Source organism: Bacillus sp. URHA0034 (assembly GCF_056280405.1).
This window is the reverse complement of the sequence record NZ_JBWCDK010000002.1, coordinates 5417395-5438222: the sequence shown is the minus strand read 5'-3', so window position 1 is coordinate 5438222 and position 20828 is coordinate 5417395. Positions and strand designations below refer to the sequence as shown.

19 protein-coding genes are annotated in these 20828 nt (G+C 40.0%); 5 read left to right on the top strand and 14 right to left on the bottom strand.

From position 1 onward, the window contains the following. Nucleotides 1–20: 20 nt before the first annotated feature. Nucleotides 21–1079, top strand: a complete 1059-nt coding sequence (locus tag ACZ9EE_RS28390) for an amidohydrolase family protein (RefSeq protein WP_476033133.1) — start codon at nucleotides 21–23, stop codon at nucleotides 1077–1079. Nucleotides 1080–1103: 24 nt separating this feature from the next. After that, on the top strand, nucleotides 1104–1460 hold the full coding sequence (locus ACZ9EE_RS28385; RefSeq protein ID WP_476031908.1) for a Rieske (2Fe-2S) protein: 357 nt from the start codon (nucleotides 1104–1106) through the stop codon (nucleotides 1458–1460). 193 nt (nucleotides 1461–1653) lie between these two features. Here ACZ9EE_RS28385 and ACZ9EE_RS28380 read toward each other — a convergent pair whose 3' ends face one another. The 4 genes from ACZ9EE_RS28380 to ACZ9EE_RS28365 all read right to left on the bottom strand — a co-directional run bounded on the left by ACZ9EE_RS28380 (nucleotide 1654) and on the right by ACZ9EE_RS28365 (nucleotide 4805). Further along, nucleotides 1654–2205, bottom strand: a complete 552-nt coding sequence (locus tag ACZ9EE_RS28380) for a zinc-dependent alcohol dehydrogenase (protein WP_476031907.1) — start codon at nucleotides 2203–2205, stop codon at nucleotides 1654–1656. After that, the gene (locus tag ACZ9EE_RS28375) at nucleotides 2202–2648 is read right to left on the bottom strand and encodes an alcohol dehydrogenase catalytic domain-containing protein (RefSeq protein WP_476031906.1); all 447 of its coding nucleotides are present in this window, start codon (nucleotides 2646–2648) and stop codon (nucleotides 2202–2204) included. The genes ACZ9EE_RS28380 and ACZ9EE_RS28375 overlap by 4 nt, the downstream gene beginning before the upstream one ends. Nucleotides 2649–2675: 27 nt before the next feature. Next, complete coding sequence (locus ACZ9EE_RS28370) at nucleotides 2676–3530, bottom strand: sugar phosphate isomerase/epimerase family protein (RefSeq protein WP_476031905.1); 855 nt, start codon at nucleotides 3528–3530, stop codon at nucleotides 2676–2678. A 267-nt stretch (nucleotides 3531–3797) separates the two neighbouring features. Then, nucleotides 3798–4805 carry a LacI family DNA-binding transcriptional regulator gene (locus ACZ9EE_RS28365; RefSeq protein ID WP_476031904.1) on the bottom strand — a complete coding sequence of 336 codons (1008 nt, stop codon included), beginning with the start codon at nucleotides 4803–4805 and terminating at the stop codon, nucleotides 3798–3800. A gap of 885 nt (nucleotides 4806–5690) precedes the next feature. Here ACZ9EE_RS28365 and ACZ9EE_RS28360 point away from each other — a divergent pair. Beyond that, nucleotides 5691–6212 carry a CBO0543 family protein gene (locus ACZ9EE_RS28360; protein WP_476031903.1) on the top strand — a complete coding sequence of 174 codons (522 nt, stop codon included), beginning with the start codon at nucleotides 5691–5693 and terminating at the stop codon, nucleotides 6210–6212. Here ACZ9EE_RS28360 and istB read toward each other — a convergent pair. Further along, nucleotides 6174–6926 (bottom strand): IS21-like element helper ATPase IstB, encoded by a 753-nt coding sequence (istB, locus tag ACZ9EE_RS28355; protein ID WP_476031902.1) that lies wholly within the window; start codon nucleotides 6924–6926, stop codon nucleotides 6174–6176. The two genes, ACZ9EE_RS28360 and istB, sit on opposite strands and share 39 nt — an antisense overlap. Next, a complete protein-coding gene (gene istA / locus ACZ9EE_RS28350; protein ID WP_476025930.1) occupies nucleotides 6923–8173 on the bottom strand; it encodes an IS21 family transposase in 1251 nt (416 codons plus the stop codon). Before istA ends, istB begins: the two co-directional genes overlap by 4 nt. 180 nt (nucleotides 8174–8353) lie before the next feature. On the opposite strand from istA, the gene ACZ9EE_RS28345 reads away from it, so the two are divergent. Further along, on the top strand, nucleotides 8354–8821 hold the full coding sequence (locus ACZ9EE_RS28345) for a CBO0543 family protein (protein WP_476031901.1): 468 nt from the start codon (nucleotides 8354–8356) through the stop codon (nucleotides 8819–8821). 125 nt (nucleotides 8822–8946) lie between these two features. Here ACZ9EE_RS28345 and ACZ9EE_RS28340 read toward each other — a convergent pair whose 3' ends face one another. The 6 genes from ACZ9EE_RS28340 to ACZ9EE_RS28315 all read right to left on the bottom strand — a co-directional run bounded on the left by ACZ9EE_RS28340 (nucleotide 8947) and on the right by ACZ9EE_RS28315 (nucleotide 15741). After that, nucleotides 8947–9126: an H-type small acid-soluble spore protein gene (locus ACZ9EE_RS28340; RefSeq protein ID WP_476031900.1), complete on the bottom strand. Its 180-nt coding sequence runs from the start codon at nucleotides 9124–9126 to the stop codon at nucleotides 8947–8949. A 389-nt stretch (nucleotides 9127–9515) separates the two neighbouring features. After that, nucleotides 9516–10763 (bottom strand): L-lactate MFS transporter, encoded by a 1248-nt coding sequence (locus ACZ9EE_RS28335; RefSeq protein WP_476031899.1) that lies wholly within the window; start codon nucleotides 10761–10763, stop codon nucleotides 9516–9518. A 148-nt stretch (nucleotides 10764–10911) separates the two neighbouring features. Continuing rightward, nucleotides 10912–11676, bottom strand: a complete 765-nt coding sequence (locus tag ACZ9EE_RS28330; RefSeq protein ID WP_476031898.1) for a LytR/AlgR family response regulator transcription factor — start codon at nucleotides 11674–11676, stop codon at nucleotides 10912–10914. Between the two features lie 2 nt (nucleotides 11677–11678). Then, nucleotides 11679–13334, bottom strand: a complete 1656-nt coding sequence (locus tag ACZ9EE_RS28325) for a LytS/YhcK type 5TM receptor domain-containing protein (protein WP_476031897.1) — start codon at nucleotides 13332–13334, stop codon at nucleotides 11679–11681. Nucleotides 13335–13467: 133 nt separating this feature from the next. Next, a complete protein-coding gene (locus ACZ9EE_RS28320; protein WP_476031896.1) occupies nucleotides 13468–14691 on the bottom strand; it encodes a YecA family protein in 1224 nt (407 codons plus the stop codon). 252 nt (nucleotides 14692–14943) lie between these two features. Beyond that, nucleotides 14944–15741 (bottom strand): AraC family transcriptional regulator, encoded by a 798-nt coding sequence (locus ACZ9EE_RS28315; RefSeq protein ID WP_476033132.1) that lies wholly within the window; start codon nucleotides 15739–15741, stop codon nucleotides 14944–14946. A gap of 375 nt (nucleotides 15742–16116) precedes the next feature. On the opposite strand from ACZ9EE_RS28315, the gene ACZ9EE_RS28310 reads away from it, so the two are divergent. Then, nucleotides 16117–19182 carry a glucuronyl esterase domain-containing protein gene (locus ACZ9EE_RS28310; RefSeq protein WP_476031895.1) on the top strand — a complete coding sequence of 1022 codons (3066 nt, stop codon included), beginning with the start codon at nucleotides 16117–16119 and terminating at the stop codon, nucleotides 19180–19182. Nucleotides 19183–19433: 251 nt separating this feature from the next. Here ACZ9EE_RS28310 and ACZ9EE_RS28305 read toward each other — a convergent pair whose 3' ends face one another. Together ACZ9EE_RS28305 and ACZ9EE_RS28300 are read right to left on the bottom strand one after the other, a co-directional pair. Next, nucleotides 19434–20162, bottom strand: coding sequence for an amino acid ABC transporter ATP-binding protein (locus tag ACZ9EE_RS28305; RefSeq protein WP_476031894.1), 729 nt, complete (start codon nucleotides 20160–20162; stop codon nucleotides 19434–19436). Next, nucleotides 20159–20803, bottom strand: a complete 645-nt coding sequence (locus ACZ9EE_RS28300) for an amino acid ABC transporter permease (RefSeq protein ID WP_476031893.1) — start codon at nucleotides 20801–20803, stop codon at nucleotides 20159–20161. Before ACZ9EE_RS28300 ends, ACZ9EE_RS28305 begins: the two co-directional genes overlap by 4 nt. Nucleotides 20804–20828: the final 25 nt, after the last annotated feature.

Sequence of the window (20828 nt, the reverse complement as noted above, 5' to 3'; positions counted from 1 at the left end):
AAAGGAATGTGATGATGAACATGTCAGCCTATTCAAAAGTTATTGATGTTGATGTACATAACCAACTAAAAAGCTCAAATGATTTGTTGCCTTTTTTACCGGAGCCTTGGAGGTCCCAAGTTGCGCGGTATGGTATCGGTATTCCAGATAGAGGCTATCCGTCTCCTGTCGGTGTACTTCGTAAAGATTGTACACCTCCCTCTGGGGGCCCAGCTGCATCTGATCCAGAATTTCTGGTTAAGGATTTGATTGATCCATTTAATATTGAATACGCAATATTGACCGGTAACATGATGGATGTGTCTACCATGCATGACCCTGATTATGCTGCAGCAATCGCTTCGGCTTATAACGATTATTTGATATCGGAATGGCTTCCGATGCATCCATCTTTTCGAGGTTCTATCGTTGTCGCAACTCAAGATCCTCTTCTTGCAGTAAGAGAAATTGACCGCATGGCAGAACATCCTGAAATAGTTGGCATCGTGATTGGCAGTGCACAGCGTACCCTGCTTGGACAGCGACATTTCCATCCGATCTATGAAGCAGCTGAACGTCACCGCCTACCAATTGCCATTCATCCAGGTGGGGAAGGTGCGGGTATATCATCTGCGCCGACAGCCTCTGGCTATCCAACACGATACATCGAATATCACACGATTTTGTCGCAGAACTATATGGCGCATATCACTAGTCTTGTATGTGAAGGGGTCTTCGAAAAATTTCCAAATCTAAAGTTTGTATGTCTTGAAGGTGGCATTGCCTGGTTACCTCACCTTATGTGGAGGTTAGATAAAAACTATAAAGGATTACGTTCTTCGGTACCATGGCTTAAACGACTTCCGAGCGAATATATTCGCAGCAATTGCTTGTTCTCCACACAGCCAATTGAAGAGCCTGAAAATCCAAAAGATTTGCTGAGAATCTTTGATATGATCGATGCTGAAAACATTCTGATGTTCTCTAGCGACTACCCACATTGGGATAATGATGATCCATCAAAAATATTAAGAGGATTAAGTGCAGAAGCAAAAAATAAAATTTTCTATCAAAATGCAAAAAATCTATATAAATTATGATAAATGTAAATGAGGTGGGATTCTATGGCTGTGCATTATGTAGCAGGAATAAATGAAATTCCTGAGGGTACCCATAAAATAGTTGATGTTAAAGGATTTTCAATCGGTATTTTTAATGTTAGAGGTGAATTCCATGCATTAAACAACTATTGTCCACACCAAGGAGCTAAGCTATGTAAAGGACCTGTATGTGGAACGAATTTAGAATCAGAAGTATATCAGTATATTTATGGTAGAGATCAAGAAATTGTTCGTTGCCCGTGGCATGGATGGGAATTCGATATTAAAACTGGTAAATCTTTATTTAGTGACAAAGTAAGAACGAAAAAATTTCAACTTGTTATAGAAGGGGAAAAAATAGGCGTTGTTATCGGAGCATAAAAAAGGCCAAATCAACCGGCCAAATTGATAGGCTCCGCAGGGGAAAGCGAATTTATTTGATTCGAAATCCTTGAACAAGTTTAAATCGATTAGAAGAGACTATCAGTATCAGCAGCTTTTTGATAATTATACGCAGAAAAAGAAGCTTTTAAGCTTCTTTTTTTGTGGGTTATTTTTTAAATTTTTTTACAAATTATTCCCAAGGCTTAAGCAATATCTTTGCTGCTTGCTGTGAGGATGAAATTTCAAAAGCTTGCTGGATTTGACTCATCGGAAATACGTGTGTGATTAATTTATCCACTACCGGAGAATTTTGTATGATTTGCATGACCTTAGGAAAATCATTCAAGTTATAATGCCAAGATCCATAGAGCTCGAGACCTTTGCGAATCATATCTCTGCTGATGCCAAGCGGAGTTTCGCTATGACATTCCCCTATGAACGCTACTTTGCCTTTGCGTTTAACGGCATCAATGCAAAGGCGGTGCGCCGCTACTACACCAGAGCAGTCGACTGCACAATCAGGCCCGTTTCCGCCGCACAATTCAACAATCTTGCTTAATGCTTCCGGGTCGCGGGGATCAATCACTGCCTCGGCCCCTAAGTCCAACGCAAGCGCAGCCCGGTAACTATTCGATTCGACGGCAATCACACGAGCGCCACGGTAGCTGGCATTGACGATAGCCCCAAGTCCAACAGGTCCCAATCCTGTGATCAAAACAGTATCAAATGCATTCAGATTCATTTTTTGAAATGCACACCAAAGGAAGGTCCTAATCCACAACACGCCAAGGAGGCCTTTTCATACGATACATCATCTGGAATCTTCTTTAGAATAAATGTTGGTTTTACCACGTATTGTGACATGGTTGCATCTGGGGTTTTCAGGCTCTCATAACAATGAATGTAGTCGCCGGATAAACAGTATTGGCAGGTTCCGCATCCAAACAATGGCATCGCCACCACGCGGTCTCCGACTTGAAGCGGCCCTGGATTCGGAATCTCCACGATCTCGCCAACTGCTTCATGTCCCAAGCAATCACTTATATTACCATCTAAAAATCCTTTGTATTCCGCACACATAGGTGCAATATGAACTTTAACGAGCGCAGAGCCGGCTGGTATTTCCGGTAGTGGTGCTTCCACCAATCCAGCTCGTTTTTCTCCTAGAACAGCTGCCTTTTTCATAAAATCCCCCTTAATTTTTAATGAATGTTATCCATTCCTGCTGAAGATTCCGGATAAAACATGGTCAACTGCCTGTTTGGTTTTTAATGCTGCTTGCTCTGCACCAAGCAATGGCAGTTCGTCACTAAACGTTTCAATGGATAGATAACTGTCATAACCAATCTTTCTAAGGGATGTCAGCATCCCCGATAAATCAATAATTCCTTCCCCAGGGAGCAGTCGCTGGTTATCAATTTGTTCGTCAGCCGGTTTGTCAGGGGCATCATTAATGTGAACTAAAATAATTTGGTCTGCTGTTAAGGCTTCGATATCCTTCGTTGTTGCCCCAGATGTATACCAATGGAAACTATCAAACAATAAACCGACATTGGATTCACCAATCGCCCCAATGAGATCAAGAGCTCCTGGAATGGTATGGATAAATTCATATTTTTTCGTTGCTCTAAGCGTTTTTGGTCCTACCCATTCAATACCAAATCGAATTCCATGATCACCCAAAATCTTGGCACACTCACGCAATCTTCGGACGAAACGGCACGTATACTCTGCTACCGGTTCATCTGTTGCTGGAAACAGCCAAGTACAGCATCTCGTTACGCCTAATTCACGGGCAAATGCGGCGATTGCGCCTAGTTTTGCCAAGTCGCTTTTAAACGTCTCCTCATCCAGGCGAAATTCAACAGGCAGGTGAAACGAACCAATCTCCAGTTTTTTTGATAGTAAAAGTTGCTTTACGTGATCAACCGATTTCTCTTGAGCAATTTGATAAAAAGGTGTAATCGAGTACTCAATTGCAGGAAATCCTGTTGTTGATGCGGCGTTCAAAAAATCCATAACAGGTACGCTTTGACCGGTAGTCACCGGATTTAGTGTAGGAATCATATTTATCCTCCTCGTTTCTATTAAAATTTAAAACTATTTTACCCGCCAATTTTTATCTTATTGTTACAAATATCTATCTCAGAAAGCGTTTTCAATTAAACTTATAAAAAAGTTCTTTCGAAGTCACATTTTCCTGGGTGTATATATCTATGATTTTAGACTACAGTTGATGGAACAAATAAGGTTTTTAAGAAGTTATAGTATTTTAGAAGGAAACATTTCGTGAATTTTTGAAACCAGTTGTATATAGTGCAATTGATTCTCTCATTACTTTGAAATAACATTATACGTGGAATTGCGAATAATCAATTTGGGGCGAAACTGAACTTCTTTATGGGAAAGATCCCCTGTTTTTATTATGCTTTTTAACAATTCAAATGCAGATTTTCCCATTTCATATCCAGGTTGATCAATGGTGGTTAACTTTGGGGCAATATATTGTCCCATTGCAATATTATCGAACCCTATGACAGAAATATCTTCAGGCACGTTAAAACCCAAAGATTGGACCGCCTGCACCACACCTATTGCCATCAGGTCATTAGTGGCGAAAATTCCATCCGGGCGCTCCCGGGATTTCAACAAATGCAGTCCGATTTGATAACCACCTTCAAAACGATAATCACCTTGAACAATTTTACCCTGTACTAATACACCTTTTTTCTGATAAGATTCAATCGTCTGCAAGAACCCTATTTTCCTGCCGTTTGCAGAGGGTGATTGCTCAGGGCCGGAAATATGGACAATGTTTCTACATCCTGTGTTGATTAAATATTCCGTTGCCATCATGGCACCCGTTTCGTTATCCATCCAAACAGAGCCACCGATTGGATTATTTTGTCTGTCAATGACCACTAAAGGTACCGAACCAACTAAATCTTCGAGCGCATGTTCTTCACTTTTACTCCCTGCAACAATTATTCCATCTACCCATTTTTGGCGCAGGATGTTTAAGTAAATTTGTTCACGCTCCGTTTTCCAATCGCTATTGCAAAGGATCAGGGTATAGCCGTTTTTTATTGCTGCATCTTCTACACCTCTGGATACATCTGCATAAAATGGATTTGAAACATCCGGAATCAGCAGTCCAATAGTATTTGTTTTTCCACTTACCAGCCCCCTTGCAATTCCGTTTGGCGAAAAACCCAGATCATTCATTGCTTTGAGTACTTTTGCTTTTGTTTCTAATCCAACATAGCCACTTTGGTTTATTACCCTAGAGACTGTGGATATTGATACCTCTGCAAGTCGAGCCACATCTCTAATGGTTGGCAATGAAATCACTCTCTCTGTTTTATAATTGTGGTAACGTTACCACATTATATAAACAATATTATATGAATTTTTCGAATTGTATGTCAATCATTTTCTGACAGATTTGTACCAATCATGGTAATAAGGCACCTTAACCTTAGGTGCCTTTTTTAAGGTTAAGGTCGTTAATCAAATTGTCCAAAGTAAACTTTACAGTAGATAAGTGCCAACTTCCTAAATGATTCAATATTCATTTCGCTTAAAACCTAAATTCATCTGAATTTAGGAATCAACTAAAATGTGTTTGGCAATTAAAAAATGATTTTTCGGCAGTTTGTTTTTTGATTATAAAAAGCCCCAGACAGTTAAGTTAAAACCTTCACAATATTGCAACAAAAAAAGCCTCTTGGTTTTCCATCTTTTGTATAACCCCCCAGACAACGAGGGACTTTAAATCTATGACAACACAGCAAATGGGACGCAGACGAAGAGCATACCTTGGTACGGCTCATTTACATCTTATACATTACACGAATCCATGGGCTTCAACCAATTGACTTTCGGCTCTTCTCCCTAACTGCCTTCGCTTAAAGACTAAAAGTTACCCGTTAATCCGACACGCTACACAGCGAATGGCAAGTTCTTACTCGACGGGAATCCTACCCGCTCATGATATGACCTATTCTCGGCCGCACACCCTGCCCTTTACTTTAATAAGAAAAGCCTTTTTAAATTTTGCCCCCAGTAATACCTTTCTAATTATATAAAAGTGTCGCGCAGTTTAAGAAGCATGTTTTTTAGTAACCAACGTCTGAATACAATTAAAAAATCAGCTTTGGTGGAAAATAAGATTACTGCCATTAAAAAATACTTATCTTATGGAAGGGGGAATTCAAAAACATGCGAATGGATTATATGATTCTGGCAGCCATGTGGCTGTTCGGTTTTATTGGCTTTTTTCTGTTTATTCCAAACAAAGATTGGCGCAAGGGAATATTAGCTGCCCTAATTTTTCAATCATTCATTTGGCTGTGTGATATGCCTTCTTTTACATATGGTTTGTTAAGTGCGCCTGTTCGGTTGTTTCCTAAAGCAACAGACCTCACGGTTACAATCAATTATTTCTTTTATCCTGTATTGTTTGCCATTTTCTATGTACATAGGATAGCAAAGAAAAGTCTATGGTTTAGATTTGCATACTTTATCGTATGGATTTCTAGCCTCACGATATATGATACCGTTCTCGAAAGATATACAGATTTAATAAAATATAATTCCTTGACTTGGTTTGGGATGTGGATTTACATTGGACTTCTTTTCTATTGTCAACACCGGTTTATTTTTCCCCATTTACAACAGTCAAAAATTCCCCAATTTCAGCGTTCAACCTTAAATAGGTTGAACGCCTGCCCGTTGTTTTTCTCTTAATCTATATGATTGTCCTTTAATATTAAACGTTGTAGAGTGATGCAATAAACGGTCGAGGACAGCAGTTGCTAAAACGTCATCTCCAAATATCTTTCCCCATTCAACGTAGGATTTATTGGATGTAATAATGACCGATCCATGCTCATATCTTTTTGAAATGATCTGAAACAATAAATTTGCACTAAGGTCATCAAATGGAAAGTATCCCATTTCATCAATAATTAAAACATCGGGCTTTGATAATTTATTTACCAAGCGACAAGTAGTTCCTCGCTGCTCTGCCTTTTTACATGACAGAATAAAATCATCGCATCTTGTATAATAGGCTGTATTTCCTTGTTCTAGTGCTTCTATTGTTAAACCGATTGCTAGATGAGTCTTTCCAACACCTGGAGGGCCCAAGAGTAATATATTCTCGCCATTTTGTATGAAGCGGCAAGTCATTGCTTCTTTAATTCTACGTTCGCTTATACTTGATTGAAACTCAAAATCAAAATCCTCAATTTTTTTATAGAATGGCAGTTTTGATTTTTTTAGCCTTCTATCTAGATTTTTCCTTTCTTTATTTTCAATTTCTTGTAATAACACCGTGTTAAGAAAGTCAGAATATGATACATTATTCTTAGAGGCATCTTCCAAAATGCCTTCTATTAAATTTGAGGTTATATCAAAACCTACACTTTTAAGACGTTCAGTTAAAAGGTCAGTGTTCATTCATATTCACCAGCCTTTGACTGTTCTTCATAAACCAGAAGGGAACGCTGTTCCACTTTTGGACCAGAGAGAGGATTGTGACCGGTCGCCAAACCTTTAGTTGTCACTTTCGTCTCTTCTTTTTCGTTCTCTTTATAATGTTTAAGTTGTGCAATTGATTGGGTAATCCCTTTGATTATCGGATGTGTGGCAATGCAATCAAGTTCGTAGTAAACCTCAATATGATGCTCTAAGGTCTCTTTAATTTTTACTTCTGATCCTTTATATCGGAAGGGGACAGAATAAAGTTTGTTATCGTAAGAGATAAATCCCTGTGGGTCAACTGTTGTAGTTGTCCACTTATTCATAGGGAATAAAGGTCGTTGGTTCCAATTTAGTAATTTCTCTTGCTCCACTTCAAAACGATCAAAGGGGGCTTCTTTAGTAGTTTGATTTGGTTTTTTATTAGCTATTTTATTCAGCCATTCTAGTAGACTCTCATTCATCTTTATCAAGGAAGGCTCCAATTTCCGCTGCATAAAGTTCTTCTTCATATATCCGACTGCACTTTCCACTTTACCTTTAGATTGAGGTCGTGCTGGTTTACAAGCTTTTGGAACAATACCATAGTAAGCTAAAAATTCCTCAAATTTGCGATTAAACCGAATTTCTGTTGGACTATGTTTTATCACTACAGTTTTCATATTATCGTAAAGAATCTGAGAAGGAACACCATTAAAATACGAGAAAGCATTCATGTGACACTTCATCAGTTGTTCCATATTCATAGAGGTTGTGATCTCCATGTATTTCATTCTCGAATACCCAAGAACAATGACAAAAACATAAAGTTTTTTCCTCTTACCATCGACCTCATGCTCTCCGAGTTCGCCCCAATCCATTTGAGCTTGCTTACCTGGAGGAGTTTCAAAACGAATACTTGATTGTTTATTTGGTTTTGCCCGGTAGGGGCTTATAAACTCCCTTAGGATAGTGATTTGACCATCATAGCCCATTGCTTGAATCTCTTCTAACAAAACAACACAATTTGTTGTTCCTTCTTTCAATCGCTTTAACAAATAATCTTTGTATGCATCTAATTTACTTACCTTACTTTTTTTACTCCCCGATCTTTTAGGAAGCTGATTTTGATTTATGTACTTCCTAATAGTTTTTCTATCAAACCCGGTTTCTTCTGCAATTGCAGTTTGAGTCCATCCTTTCTGGTGTAACTCTCTAATCATAAAAAATTCCCCATCCTTTAACATATTGCCTCTCCACTCAAAAAGATTTTTGATGTATCGAGACAATTATCCGTTATTTTTGGGGAATTTTTAACCGTTTATATTGGGGATTTTAACACCGTTTTTTACACTATATAAGCTTAGTCTGCTGTAATTGGTTCTATAAGGAAAAAACTCCAATTAAGTCACACGTTGGAGGCACTAATGAAGATTGAATGGTGGATCTTGATATCGGCTTACGCAGTAGCAACAGGTTTTCTTTTTTTGATACCTAAAAATAAAATTCGACTTGCAGTAGTGGCATTTGTGTTCAAACAAGTTATTACTTTTCTTATAGGTCTATTGGTCGTAGAGTTGGGCCTGATTGAATATCCTGTTCGCTCATTTGCTTCGATCAATCGAACTAGCTTTGATTATGAGTTTTATTTCTTTCCTATCGCTTGTGCAGTCTTTAATGTATGGTATCCAAATGATCGAAGAACCTTTATTCAATTAGGTTATTATATCGTTTTCAGTACGGTGTTGACGATCGGTGAAGTCCTTATCGAAAAATACACAGAACTCATTAATTACATACATTGGGAATGGTATATCAGTTGGATTACTATCCTTATTTCCTTTTTTATAGTGCGCTTATTTTGTGTTTGGTTCTTCTCAAAAGCTAGAACCTAATCTTGTGCAATAAGTATTGTAGAGCAGCTCTAAGCTTAAATTACTATATCAATAAATGACCGCCTAAAGCAGCTCAATTATTATATAAAAGACACCAAATAGCGGTGTCTTTTAATGTTTATAAATTATTGTTCAACTAATTCTGATACTGGAATACTTTGTTTGTTGTCAGGTTCTCCAATCGGATGGATGATCGCCATTTCTTGACCTCTGTCCACATCTTCAATGTAAACAGGTATATCTTTGTAGTTCACATTTATTACCGCAGAAGCATTTAATATTTCTTGTGCCCTTTGTACTTTCATAACTACACCACCCTTCTAAACAGTATTCAGGGAAAAGTATTTGTCTAATATCCATTTTATATTCATTTAAAAAATGTTTCCCTTGCCTCCATTCATGTAGTCCTTAGCATAAATAATACAGAAAAAAGAAGGTGTCCCAAAAGTATAACTTTTAGGGTCACCTTCTTTTTTTAGTCTGTTGATTTCCGCTCCAGGCGCTTCGCTTTCCGCGGGCGGAACGGGAAGCCTCCTCGTCGCTTCGCTCCTGCGGGGTCTCCCCTGCCCCGTACTCCCGCAGGAGTCTTCGCGCCTTCCGCTCCAATCAACAGAGTGTGCAAAAATTATTCATCAATCACCTTTTGGGTCAGCTTCTTTTGTTATATTTCTACTATTTATATTGAAAATCGCAATTAACTTACTCGTGTATCCGGTGAAAGGCTGCGCATTTTTTCAGTATTTCTTTTATCCTTCGCTTTAGGTGTCCCATTTCCTGGCGCCTTGATCAACATGGCGATGATAACAGATATAATGGCTAAAACGGCAATCAACTTAAAGGTAGGAATAAATCCGCCTAAAGAGGAAGCAATAAATGACCCTGAAATCGCACCAATACCAAAGCCTTGGTAAATGATTCCATAGTTTTTACTTTGATTTGTCAAACCAAAGAAATCAGCTACAATCGCTGGAAATACCGTAATATTACCGCCAAAACAAAACGCAATTGCTGCCACACAAGCAAAGAACAATCCATAGTTTAGTTGAACAAAACTTAATACCGTTACCGCTGCTGCCGTAACAAGTAATGCCCCTGAAACGACACGTAAACGTCCCACTTTATCGGATAATGCTCCAAGAATGATTCGGCCGCAAGTATTAAAAATGGCCACTAATGCCACCGCATTACTTGCTGTTGCAATATCAAGCCCCGCCATTTTTACACCAATATCCTTCACAATTCCAATCAAGAATAATCCACTCATGCATGATGTAAAGAAAATGACAAATAAGAGATAAGCTTCCTTCGTTTTCAACATTTCTTTAACGGTAAAATCCTTTTGAATGCTGCCATTTTGAATTTTCAATTCGTTACTTATTTTGGCTTCCCGAACTAGAAATGAACCACCGACGATCATAATCATGACGATTAATCCCCAATAAAAGAAAGCGTGGGTAACTCCTGCTGATTGAATGAATGACCCGTTAATAAACTTGAATATCAAACTACCTGTACCGTAAGCACCAACCGAAATACCAGAAATAAGTCCTTTTCTTTCCGGGAACCATTTAATTAGATTCGATAGTGATGTGATATAGGCGGTACCATCAGCTGCTCCAACAATGACACCTGCTAAAATATAAAGCATCCACAATGATGATACTTGGGAGCTAATGATCAATCCTGCACCGACGATAATTCCGGCACAAGCAATTAAGCGGCGAATTCCCCATTTATCTTGCAGCTTCCCGGCAAACAGCGTCGATAAGGCCAGTGCTAAGCTGGTAATTGAAAAAGTAAAAGCAACTGAATTCAGCTTCCAGCCAAAGTGGTCTACCAAGGGCTGGTTGAAAAGACTCCATGTATAGATAGTTCCTAATCCCATTTGCACGATAATGGTTCCTACGACAATCAACCAACGACGATCTGTGTTAGTTTTCATCACAATCTCCTCTTTTCTTCCTCTAAAAATAATCATGGTTAACATTAGTAATCTTTATTTGTTATCGTTTACATGATCATAATACCACTGAAAAAAAGGGAGAAACCGTTTTCGGAATGAAATGCTTATTATTCGGAATGAATGGAGGTTATAGCTTCATAATTTGTCGAAACGCTTTCACCTTGCTTCTACTTACCGGAATTTCGATTGAAAGATCTTTTAAACGCAATTGGTAGGTTTGGTTAAACCATGGGACAATTTCGTGGACTTTTGTTAAGTTGACCGTATAAGACCGGTGACAGCGAAAAAACATGTCCTCCGGCAGAAGGGCCTGAAACTCGGTTATACTCATCTGCATCGTATACTCCTCATCTTGCGTATAAACCAATGTCACCTTTTCACTTGCCTCCGCATAATAAATGTCATTTACATCCGTCACAATGATTTTATCGTTCTTTTTTAAATTGATTCTGTTTGATTTTGCATGGCCCTCCACTTCCTGTACTTTAGCATTCGGTCTACTTTCTGGGACGGCTGCTTCTGCCTGATTTCGTTTATAAGCAGCTTCAAGCCTGCTTAACATTGTTGCCATCCGCTTTTCATCATATGGCTTGAGGACGTAATCAAAGGCTTCCAATTCAAAGGCTTGAGCAGCATGTTCTTTATAGGCAGTGGTAAAGACGATATACGGTCTTTTCGTGAATTTGCTAATCGTACTAGCCAGCAACATCCCATCAAGTGATGGAATATTGATATCTAAAAAAATCACATCTGTTTCCCGCTCCTGCAAATATTTTAAAACATCTAGGCCATCATCAAAGAAATGAGTGACCTCAATCTCACTATAGGCTTCAATTAAATACTCCAACTCCTCACGAGCTGGAATTTCATCCTCTACAATAATTGCTTTCATAGCTACTCCTTTACCATATCAAAAAAAACTTCTGTTCCTGGTGACAGTTGGTTAATCACCAGTCCTTTTCCATAGATCAGTTTGACTCGCTGATGAACGTTATACAGGCCGATTTTATTAGCTGGGACCGTATCATGCTGCAAATGGTGGATGACCTCCTCACTAATTCCCGCACCTGTATCCTTGACGCTCACTCTTATTCTGTTTCCCAAATCCTTGACTGAAATGGTCACCACTCCGGGTCCCTTTTTCTTTAAGATGCCGTGGATGATGGCATTCTCCACTAAAGGCTGGATAAGAAGGCTTGGGATGTTTACATTCACTTCATCAATATCATATTCTACGGTCAAACGACTGCCGAAACGGGCCTTTTCAATTTCCACATAATCGCGGATTTGTTCCAATTCTTTATGAATATCAATTAATTCATCACTTACCTCTAAATTGTAGCGCATATAGCCAGATAAATTGATGATTAACTCACGAGCCTTGTCCGGATTCCTGCGTGTCGTGGAGGCAATCGCATTGAGCGCATTAAACAAAAAGTGCGGATTTATCTTTGTCTGGAGTGCCTTCAGCTCTGCCTTGTTGGCTGCTTCCTTCATCTGTTCAATCCGAGAAACTTCCATAAGGGTAGAAATAATCTGTGATAGTCCAATCGCCATCGTCTGTAGCGAGTATGTCATCTTATAGGCTTTGCGATAGTAGATTTTTAGGGTTCCCGTCACCTCTCCGTGTTCCTCAAACGGAACAATCAGCAGTGAATGAATTTGGGGCGTATGGTGATCGGCAATTTGATTCCGGATGATGAATTTTCCGGTTCGAATCGATTCTTTCGTCAAATCACTGATGATTTCCTGACCAATCGAATAATGCTCTTCTCCAAAGCCCACATATGCGAGCACATGATCAATATCGGTGATGGCCACAGCATCGGCTTTGATATCATTTTTGATAATACTGCAGATTTGCCGTAAGGAATCAGAATTGATGGAACGAAAATAAGGCAATGTTTTATTGGCGATATCTAATGCTAGCTTGGCGTGTCTAGCCGCAATCGTTTCCTTCTCACCCTCCACACTCATGACCAGTAATACGATTAAACCAATGTTCACTTCTCCTGCTATCATCGGAAAGGCAATTTTCGAAACGATATCCAAACCAAGTGAAAATGGTTCTGCCATCGCGAGAATCAACAGCATGGTCAATACTTCACAAAACATCCCAGCGGCGATTCCATACACCCAGCGTAACGACCTCTTAACTTTACGGTTAATATAACCCGAAACAATTCCCGCCAAAATACTCGTAATAAGGCATGGTACCGATGTGACGCCGCCAATATCAATCAAATAGCGATGCACACCCGAAACAACGCCAGAAATGATCCCTACCCAAGGTCCAAACAAAATACCACCAGACACAACGGCGATAATCCTGGTATTCACCAGTGAACCTTCGACATTGATCCCTGAATAGGTACCAAAAATGGCAAATAAGCAAAACAAGATGGTAATCACAAGCCGCTCTGTCAGCGAATGCCGATCTTTTTGCAGGGATTCCTTAAACCTTGGAATCCTAATCATAAAGAACAGACAAATCAACAGCAAGGCCGCCCGCTCAAATAAATGGATCAGCATTTCTAATGATGTATTCATCGAAAAATCCTCTCAAATTATGCACCAATAAATTTGGTTGATAATAGTTACCTATATCTTTATTTTGTGCATGTAGGTTCAATTGTAAAAGTCTGCCTCGACTGTAGGCAGACTAAATGATTCACCAATATAGTTATCGCCCGCAACACTTTTTATATTTCTTGTTACTTCCACATGGACAAGGGTCATTTCGGCCGATTTTCTGTCTGATTGTAAAATCCACAATCCTCTCTTTAGGATTTGGCAATGGCTGCAGTGATTGCTGCTGCTCATTTGCCCTCGATAGCTCTCTTGGTGAATATCCTTTGAGAGACCATTGTTTCGTGTTATTTACTAGATTAACAACCTTGTCCATGCAAGCCTTCACCATTTCTATATTTTCAATTTCTATTCTGCTTTCTAAATATTGAAAGATTTGATTTAGACTCTCTTCAAGGTTTGCCGCATAGACGCATTCTTCTACCATTCCATCCGCTTCTTGTCTGTTCATTTCATAGTTTTGAGTTAAAAAATGAACAAATTGAAGATAGCTATCATTTCGTTCAATATACCCTGGTTCACCCGCCCTTAGTAATTGCTGTTTAGTGAATGGGAAAAATGCCAAGTCTCTTCTCGCTTTGTGTTCTCTTCTTACTTTTTCTGGATCGAACACCCGAAGATTGGAAAAGCCATACTGATCCCTTCTTATTTGGTCGTAGTAGGAGATAGCATGATCGATCACAGCTAAGTAATCGGAAAGTCTGACAGGTTCATTCATGTATTTTTCTAGTAAATTGTGTAACTCACTGAGGGTCAAAGTCCCATAATAGTAAAGCAGTCCTTGCGTAACCTTGATCCATTCGGTATTTCGGCGGCATATGGTGATTAATTGCTTTTGGTTGTCTTGAAAAAATTGATTAGTAACAATTTCTTCGGGCATCGCGATGATCTTTTTGCCTTCAAAGGTTCCTGTGAAGATGATCCCTAAATTGCGAAAGTAGTCTAGTTGATTCGCCGTTAATTTTGGCGCTTCCATATATCCGCCATGATGGACTATTTTTTTGATTAAGTTGTAACGCTCTTGGTCCAGATACATGCAGATCTGTTCCAGCGAAAGTGGAATCTTTCTATTTAATAAGTCTATTAATTCCGCTTTTTTTAGCTGACTAGCGCCTTTTATATCTAAACGCCTTCTGATGGCACTTAAGTCATCTTTCGAAAACCTAGTAAGCGCATCGTTTATGGTTAATGGAACGGACATATCATTCCACATTTTTAGTTCCCGTTTCTGCTGATTCTTCTGGGTCATTTCTTTTAAACCTTCCAAAGCGCTTTGTAATCTTTCATAAGTTTCTTTATCCATGATGCTAGTATTCAAGATGTTCACCTTCTGAAAATAGTAGTTTAAGTATTTTTGGCTATATGTAAAAAAGGGCTCTACTTTTTAAGTGTTTATTATATCAGAAAAAGGTCTCAATATTAAACTGTTTAGCCCATTCCATCTACGCCCTTAACTTGGGCTCATTCTATAGCTACTAATTTTGTAGTTTCGGCCTAAACGATTGATAACCTTAGAGCTATACCAAAACTCCCACCAAATGAATGAGTTATGAGGTATATTTCATCAATTTTATTGGTAAGATTTTCTGCGAGTTGTTATTTTGGATGGAGAAAAGCCCTTAACCTGTTTAAAAACCTTGCTGTAGTAGAACATGTCTTCAAAGCCGCATTTTAGGGCGACCTCGCTGACTAGGAATTCTCCACTCAAAAGCATATTTTCCGATTGGTTAATTCGGACCTGGTTAATGTATCTTTTGACGGATACACCCATGTACTTTTTAAATAGATTTCCGAAGTAGATCGGGTTCAATCCTGTTAGATTGGCTAAATCATCGAGTGTGATGGTATTGACGTAGTGATCATGGATATAGGTTAAAGCTTTCTGTATGCGGGAATCGATTGGTTCAGAAAAACTTTTGTAATAAATCATGCTGAAATAACGATGGAGGATGGAAAGAAAGATTGATTGTACCTTCATTTTGTATCCGGGGTCTTTTCTCAGCCACTCTACACTCAGTTCTTTATAAAGTGAAATCAATTCATCATGAACACCAACCTTTGAAACAACGGGAAAAGGCAATTTTACATCCTTACCCTTTAAGTCAAAGAACTGAAAGTTAGCGGCAAAATTGACCATCAGGTGATTTGAATCAGTAATGGCTGCACGGCGGCTGTTTTTTGGAATGCAAAGCAGGTCACCTTTTTCAATTTCATATGGCTGTCCGTCAATTACATACGTTGCTTTTCCTTCGACGATATACGTTAAATCGATAAAATCAATTATGGTTTCACCTATTGCCCAGTTGGGCATACAGCTCCGGCTAATAAAATATCCCATTTGCGGCACCATTTCTTCGTACTCTATCATCAATTTTTAAGTCCCCCACTTAAAATAATCTTTAAAAAATACAAATCTGCTTTGGTTTGTCCATGGATTTCCTTATTAACTAATTATACAATCATCTCAAAATAAGAAGCCTTCAGTTTAAAGTACTAATTTCGGATATTTTTGTATCAGTCTTTCATCCTAGTTTCCTAAATTAACAGGTAATACGAATCTCTTTTAAAAAAACAAATGGGGTTGTACAGTGCCAAAAACACTGATGAAATAACTAATTTAATAGTACAAGGGGGAATTTCCGCTAATCGATTCAATTGAATGTTGCGGGAAACTAATCGTTTTCCGAAAAGATTAATTTTAAATGATTGCCGTTAACCCAAATTGTTAAAAGGAGGAATCAGAATGAAAAACATCAAACGAGTAAAACCTATCAAACATTTTTTCTCGGCGGCGTTGAGTGCACTATTGGTGTTTGAAGCGGCTCCCGTAACAAGTCTAGCAGCATCGTCAGAGATATGGCCGGGATATCCCGGAGTTGACCAGCTCCCCTCTATCAACACCATCCCGGATCCTTTTAAGTTCTTTGATGTCAAAAATGACCCGAACGGTAACGGCTCTGTTTCTACTCCCGCGGAATGGGATGCTCGCAAAAATGAGATTAAAGATCTTGTTCAGCACTACTGGCTGGGCTACCGTTGGCCAACTCAAGTGAAAGACGTGGTTGGCGAATATAATAAGGTCGTAGAAATACCCAATTCTATTAACGTCTGGGGGACAGATATCAACCTGAGAGATGAGTTTGATAAATTATCAGCAAAACTCCTGGCTGGGCAAGTAGTCGTCAATAATACCACTTTCGGGCCGGCAAAAGACCAGGATGATGCCACTCGAATGGCTATCGATGCTTGGAATGCTGGTTATTCCATCACCATCAAACTTTTTGGGTGGTTAAACTGGAATGTAATTTTTAAGGATAATGGAGGTACAATCAATAAGGCACCCGATCCAACGAAAATGGTAACACGCAATGTAGTGACGATTACCAATCCGGACACAAAAAAGACAGCAAGATTCTTTATTACCATAAACAATCCGACAGACCAGCAAAAGATAGAGGTTTGGGGCAGCAAGGACGTCCAGGTTCCCGCCATTATTGAAATCGGCAGTACCCTTTCCCAGGCTCATGTCGCTACGATGAACAAGCAGGGGTATGCAGATATCGTTTTCACCCCGACAGATATCTATGCGGATGACTCCGATCCATCCGACGGAATAAACCGCAGCGGCGTATACACCACACTGTATCCCTATAACAAAGACCAATACGAGTATGCGTCCGGCGCGGAAATGGCGTGGGGCTGGGCTGCGAGCCAAGTTATCAGTGCTCTGGAGCAAAAAACACCGGACGGTGAGGGTAAGCAAACATTCGGCCAAGAATTGGGTATCGATCCCGCCAGAACACTTGTTACAGGGCATTCCCGCTACGGCAAGGCCGCGTTATTTGCCGCAGCGTTTGATGATCGCTTCAGCATATGCCTCCCTAGCGAATCAGGCGGCTCTGGCATCCAAAGCTACCGCTATAAGGTCGAGGGCAAGATTTTCAACTTTAATACCTATCCCAAAGCAGACAGGGTTTACGGTAAGACGGAAATACCGACCGTTTCATACGGCGGAGGCAGCAGCTGGTTCCCTGAACAGGCGGCTAATTTTGTCAATAAGGACAACCAGCTGCCATTCGATGCTGACGAAATAATCTCTCTGGTTGCACCGCGTCCCTTCTTCGCGACGTCTGGAATCGACGCTCACTGGCTAGGCAACGAAGGCAGCGTGGCGTCCGTACAAGCGGCCTCCGAGGTTTACGACTTCATTGGCAAAGACGAGATTGAAAAGACCAACATTGCCGTCCGTGCCCGTGAGAGCAATCACGCGCTATATAACCGCGATTTGCCGTTTGTAGTCGCGATTATGGACCGTGAATTCAAGCAAAAAGATGACAAAAAGCTGCATGTTCAGGATCTGTACCCGACAGGTGACGGCTCTTTGAACAGTATGTCTTACCCAGCAAAGGACTATAGCAATGTCAGTGAATTCAATTCCTATCCATTTGACATTAACAGTTCCTACCTGCCATGGTCGAGCACTAACAAGTACACCTTGTGGACCACTCAAGAGAACTTCCTTGTGGGGCATGCAGTAACAATCACGGCTCATTCTAACGCGCCGGACGTTAAGCTCTACCTCCCAGATGGTACAAATGTAAGCGCCGCCAGTCACAACGGAGAAGTGTTTACTTACAACCTTACTGAAGACCAGGCAAAATACGGTCGCTATGAGCTGAGGACTGTTGGTGACGACAAAGCAAACAGGGAGGTATTCTTTGCAGCTGTCAGCCTGTCTGACTCTCTGCGCCATGCTACCTCCAAAGGTGATGAGGGTGAAGAAAACCGCTTGATAGGCTTCTCGAGTAGGCTGGATAACAACGCCGAAAACCCACCGGAGGTCTATATTGACGGCAAGCAGACCACCATGAGCTTTACACCAAACCGGATTCCTGCTGAAGAAACTACTTTGCTCGAGTACGGCATCCAGTTCCACGACAATCTATTTGCGCGTATCGCGAATGAAGGTTGGTCAGCATCAAAGACATTTGATATCAAAAATCTTAAGTTTGTCACTATTCCAGGGTATACGTTCGAAATTTCTTTCAGCAACGTTTACGCTTCGGCAGCAAACTCAGGCAAGGACGGTGCCGCTAATTTTACTCAGCCAATAAGCTGGAATGTGGAAAAATACAACAACGGTCCAGCAGGGATGTGGCCGATCATCCCCGACACAAAAACAGAGAAAGACACATTGCAAGCGGGTGGATCGGTTTCCCGACTGGATGCTCCTGCGCCGAAAGCGACAAATTTCAAAGCCGAAGTCACCAGCGTTAAGCCAGTCATTAATGGAGACAAGACCGACGTTGTTATTAATTTCAGCGAACCTCTAAACAAGGGTGAATTTGGTTTCGGCTTAAATGTGGCTAAGAAATGGGAAACCCTTTGGAATGAAAATGGAACACAAGTAACCCTTTCCATTGGCAATGGTGATCTCAACGCGGACTCCACAAACGGCGGTCTCATTATCTTCCGCCTGAAGGATGCGGCAGGGAATCTGATCGGCGGACCAATTGAGAAAACCTTTGAATTACCGTACATTCCGTCTAGTGTAACTAAAAATAAAAACAGTCAGTCCGACATAGATTTTGACATTAAGTCCGCAAATGGCAAGGGATACGCCGTGTATCTCTCTGATACGGAGAAAAAAGGCCCATATAAATTGTATGGGAACGTTAACTATGATGCCAATGGAGTGCACATCAAGGGATTGACCAACAATAAGACCTATTGGGCTTATATCGTCTACAATGAGAACGGTGTTTCGGTCGCTAAAAGTGAACCTGTTCAGTTGAAGCCAACCAAGTAAGTTTCTCGAATCATTGTTATTTTGTTTGAGGCGCATAATATTCTCACTTAGTCTAATGGTATTGGTCACCGTACTCTCCAGCTATTTGTAACAACTTTGGCCGGCTTCTGGTCATTGTTGGCGTCGATAATAGGATAAAAAAGTAGAAATAATGCATCAGAACCAATGAATAAAATAAGAGCGCAAAGTAATTACCACTTAAGGCAGTTACTTTACGCTCTTAACGTCTAACCCAAATCTAAGGAATCGGTTTATAGGACCTTACTTAAGAAAGCCTTCGTTCTCTCATGCTGAGGGTTACCGAATAAAAGATTCGGTTCATTTTCTTCGACAATATAGCCTCCATCCATGAAAATAACACGATCGCCCACTTCCCGGGCAAATCCCATTTCATGTGTAACAACTACCATTGTCATTCCTTCTTTAGCAAGCTGCTTCATGACCTCTAATACATCACCGACCATTTCCGGGTCTAGTGCAGAAGTCGGTTCATCAAAGAGCATGATTTTAGGATTCATCGCCAGTGCCCTTGCTATCGCAACCCGCTGTTTCTGTCCGCCCGATAGTTCTCCCGGATAGCTGCTTGCTTTTTCTTTCAGGCCAACCTTATCGAGTAACTCAAGGGCCATTTTTTCAGCCTCCGCTTTACTAATAGAAAGAATTTTAATAGGTCCTAAAGTGATATTTTCTAAAACTGTTTTATGAGGAAATAGATTGAATTGTTGAAATACCATTCCAACTTCTTGCCTAACTTTGTTGATATTAATTTTTGGGTCCGTTATGTTATGCCCGTTAATCACTACCTCACCACCTGAAATATCTTCAAGGCGATTAAGACAACGAAGGAATGTACTCTTTCCTGATCCAGAAGGGCCTATGACACATATTACTTCTTTTTCTTGCACTTCTGCATTAATATCTTTTAAGACCTCTAGTTTCCCAAATGATTTGCTTAAGTTTTTTACTGATATAATACTCATCGGACTTGAATCCTCCTTTCAACGAAATTAGCAAGAAGGGTTAACAAATAAATAATGATAAAATAAATGATACCTACAGCCAGCCAAATCTTAAATGCTTCAAAGGTTGCTGAAGCCTGAATTTGCCCCTGCTGTGTTAGATCAGCAATACCAATAACAGATAAAAGAGAAGTATCTTTTAAACTAATTATAGATTGGTTTGTAATTGTTGGGAGCATTCTTCTAAAAGCCTGAGGCAGGACCACGTAACGCATAGTTTGTGCTCCAGTAAAACCAATTGATCTAGCCGCTTCTGTTTGACCCTTATCAATCGATTGAATGCCAGCTCTGATAATCTCTGCAAAATATGCCCCTGCGTTAATGGCAACGGTGATAATACCGGCCGTTGTACTGTTCAATGAAATCAAATGTAAAGAATTTACTCCAAAATAAATAAAAAACAGCTGTACGATAAATGGAGTCCCTCGAATTGCATCCACATACACCTTGGCAATCCAATTTAAGATTTTAATAGGTGCAAGTCGTAACAGGGCCATCAGTAAACCAATTAAAAAGCCCAGAATAATGGCAATAACAAATATATAAAGTGTAACTTGAAGGCCTTTTAATAAAATTGGTATAGATGCTGTAATTACGTCCATTTTTTCATCCCCTTTCAAAAAGAAA

What these genes read in the sequence shown, in the direction of transcription:
- istB (WP_476031902.1), bottom strand. Translation starts at nt 6,926, where the DNA reads ATGAACACTGACCTTTTAACTGAACGTCTTAAAAGTGTAGGTTTTGAT.
- ACZ9EE_RS28340 (WP_476031900.1), bottom strand. Translation starts at nt 9,126, where the DNA reads ATGAAAGTACAAAGGGCACAAGAAATATTAAATGCTTCTGCGGTAATA.
- istA (WP_476025930.1), bottom strand. Translation starts at nt 8,173, where the DNA reads ATGTTAAAGGATGGGGAATTTTTTATGATTAGAGAGTTACACCAGAAA.
- ACZ9EE_RS28360 (WP_476031903.1), top strand. Translation starts at nt 5,691, where the DNA reads ATGGATTATATGATTCTGGCAGCCATGTGGCTGTTCGGTTTTATTGGC.
- ACZ9EE_RS28385 (WP_476031908.1), top strand. Translation starts at nt 1,104, where the DNA reads ATGGCTGTGCATTATGTAGCAGGAATAAATGAAATTCCTGAGGGTACC.
- ACZ9EE_RS28310 (WP_476031895.1), top strand. Translation starts at nt 16,117, where the DNA reads ATGAAAAACATCAAACGAGTAAAACCTATCAAACATTTTTTCTCGGCG.
- ACZ9EE_RS28390 (WP_476033133.1), top strand. Translation starts at nt 21, where the DNA reads ATGTCAGCCTATTCAAAAGTTATTGATGTTGATGTACATAACCAACTA.
- ACZ9EE_RS28305 (WP_476031894.1), bottom strand. Translation starts at nt 20,162, where the DNA reads ATGAGTATTATATCAGTAAAAAACTTAAGCAAATCATTTGGGAAACTA.
- ACZ9EE_RS28330 (WP_476031898.1), bottom strand. Translation starts at nt 11,676, where the DNA reads ATGAAAGCAATTATTGTAGAGGATGAAATTCCAGCTCGTGAGGAGTTG.
- ACZ9EE_RS28325 (WP_476031897.1), bottom strand. Translation starts at nt 13,334, where the DNA reads ATGAATACATCATTAGAAATGCTGATCCATTTATTTGAGCGGGCGGCC.
- ACZ9EE_RS28380 (WP_476031907.1), bottom strand. Translation starts at nt 2,205, where the DNA reads ATGAATCTGAATGCATTTGATACTGTTTTGATCACAGGATTGGGACCT.
- ACZ9EE_RS28375 (WP_476031906.1), bottom strand. Translation starts at nt 2,648, where the DNA reads ATGAAAAAGGCAGCTGTTCTAGGAGAAAAACGAGCTGGATTGGTGGAA.
- ACZ9EE_RS28315 (WP_476033132.1), bottom strand. Translation starts at nt 15,741, where the DNA reads ATGATAGAGTACGAAGAAATGGTGCCGCAAATGGGATATTTTATTAGC.
- ACZ9EE_RS28335 (WP_476031899.1), bottom strand. Translation starts at nt 10,763, where the DNA reads ATGAAAACTAACACAGATCGTCGTTGGTTGATTGTCGTAGGAACCATT.
- ACZ9EE_RS28300 (WP_476031893.1), bottom strand. Translation starts at nt 20,803, where the DNA reads ATGGACGTAATTACAGCATCTATACCAATTTTATTAAAAGGCCTTCAA.
- ACZ9EE_RS28370 (WP_476031905.1), bottom strand. Translation starts at nt 3,530, where the DNA reads ATGATTCCTACACTAAATCCGGTGACTACCGGTCAAAGCGTACCTGTT.
- ACZ9EE_RS28345 (WP_476031901.1), top strand. Translation starts at nt 8,354, where the DNA reads ATGAAGATTGAATGGTGGATCTTGATATCGGCTTACGCAGTAGCAACA.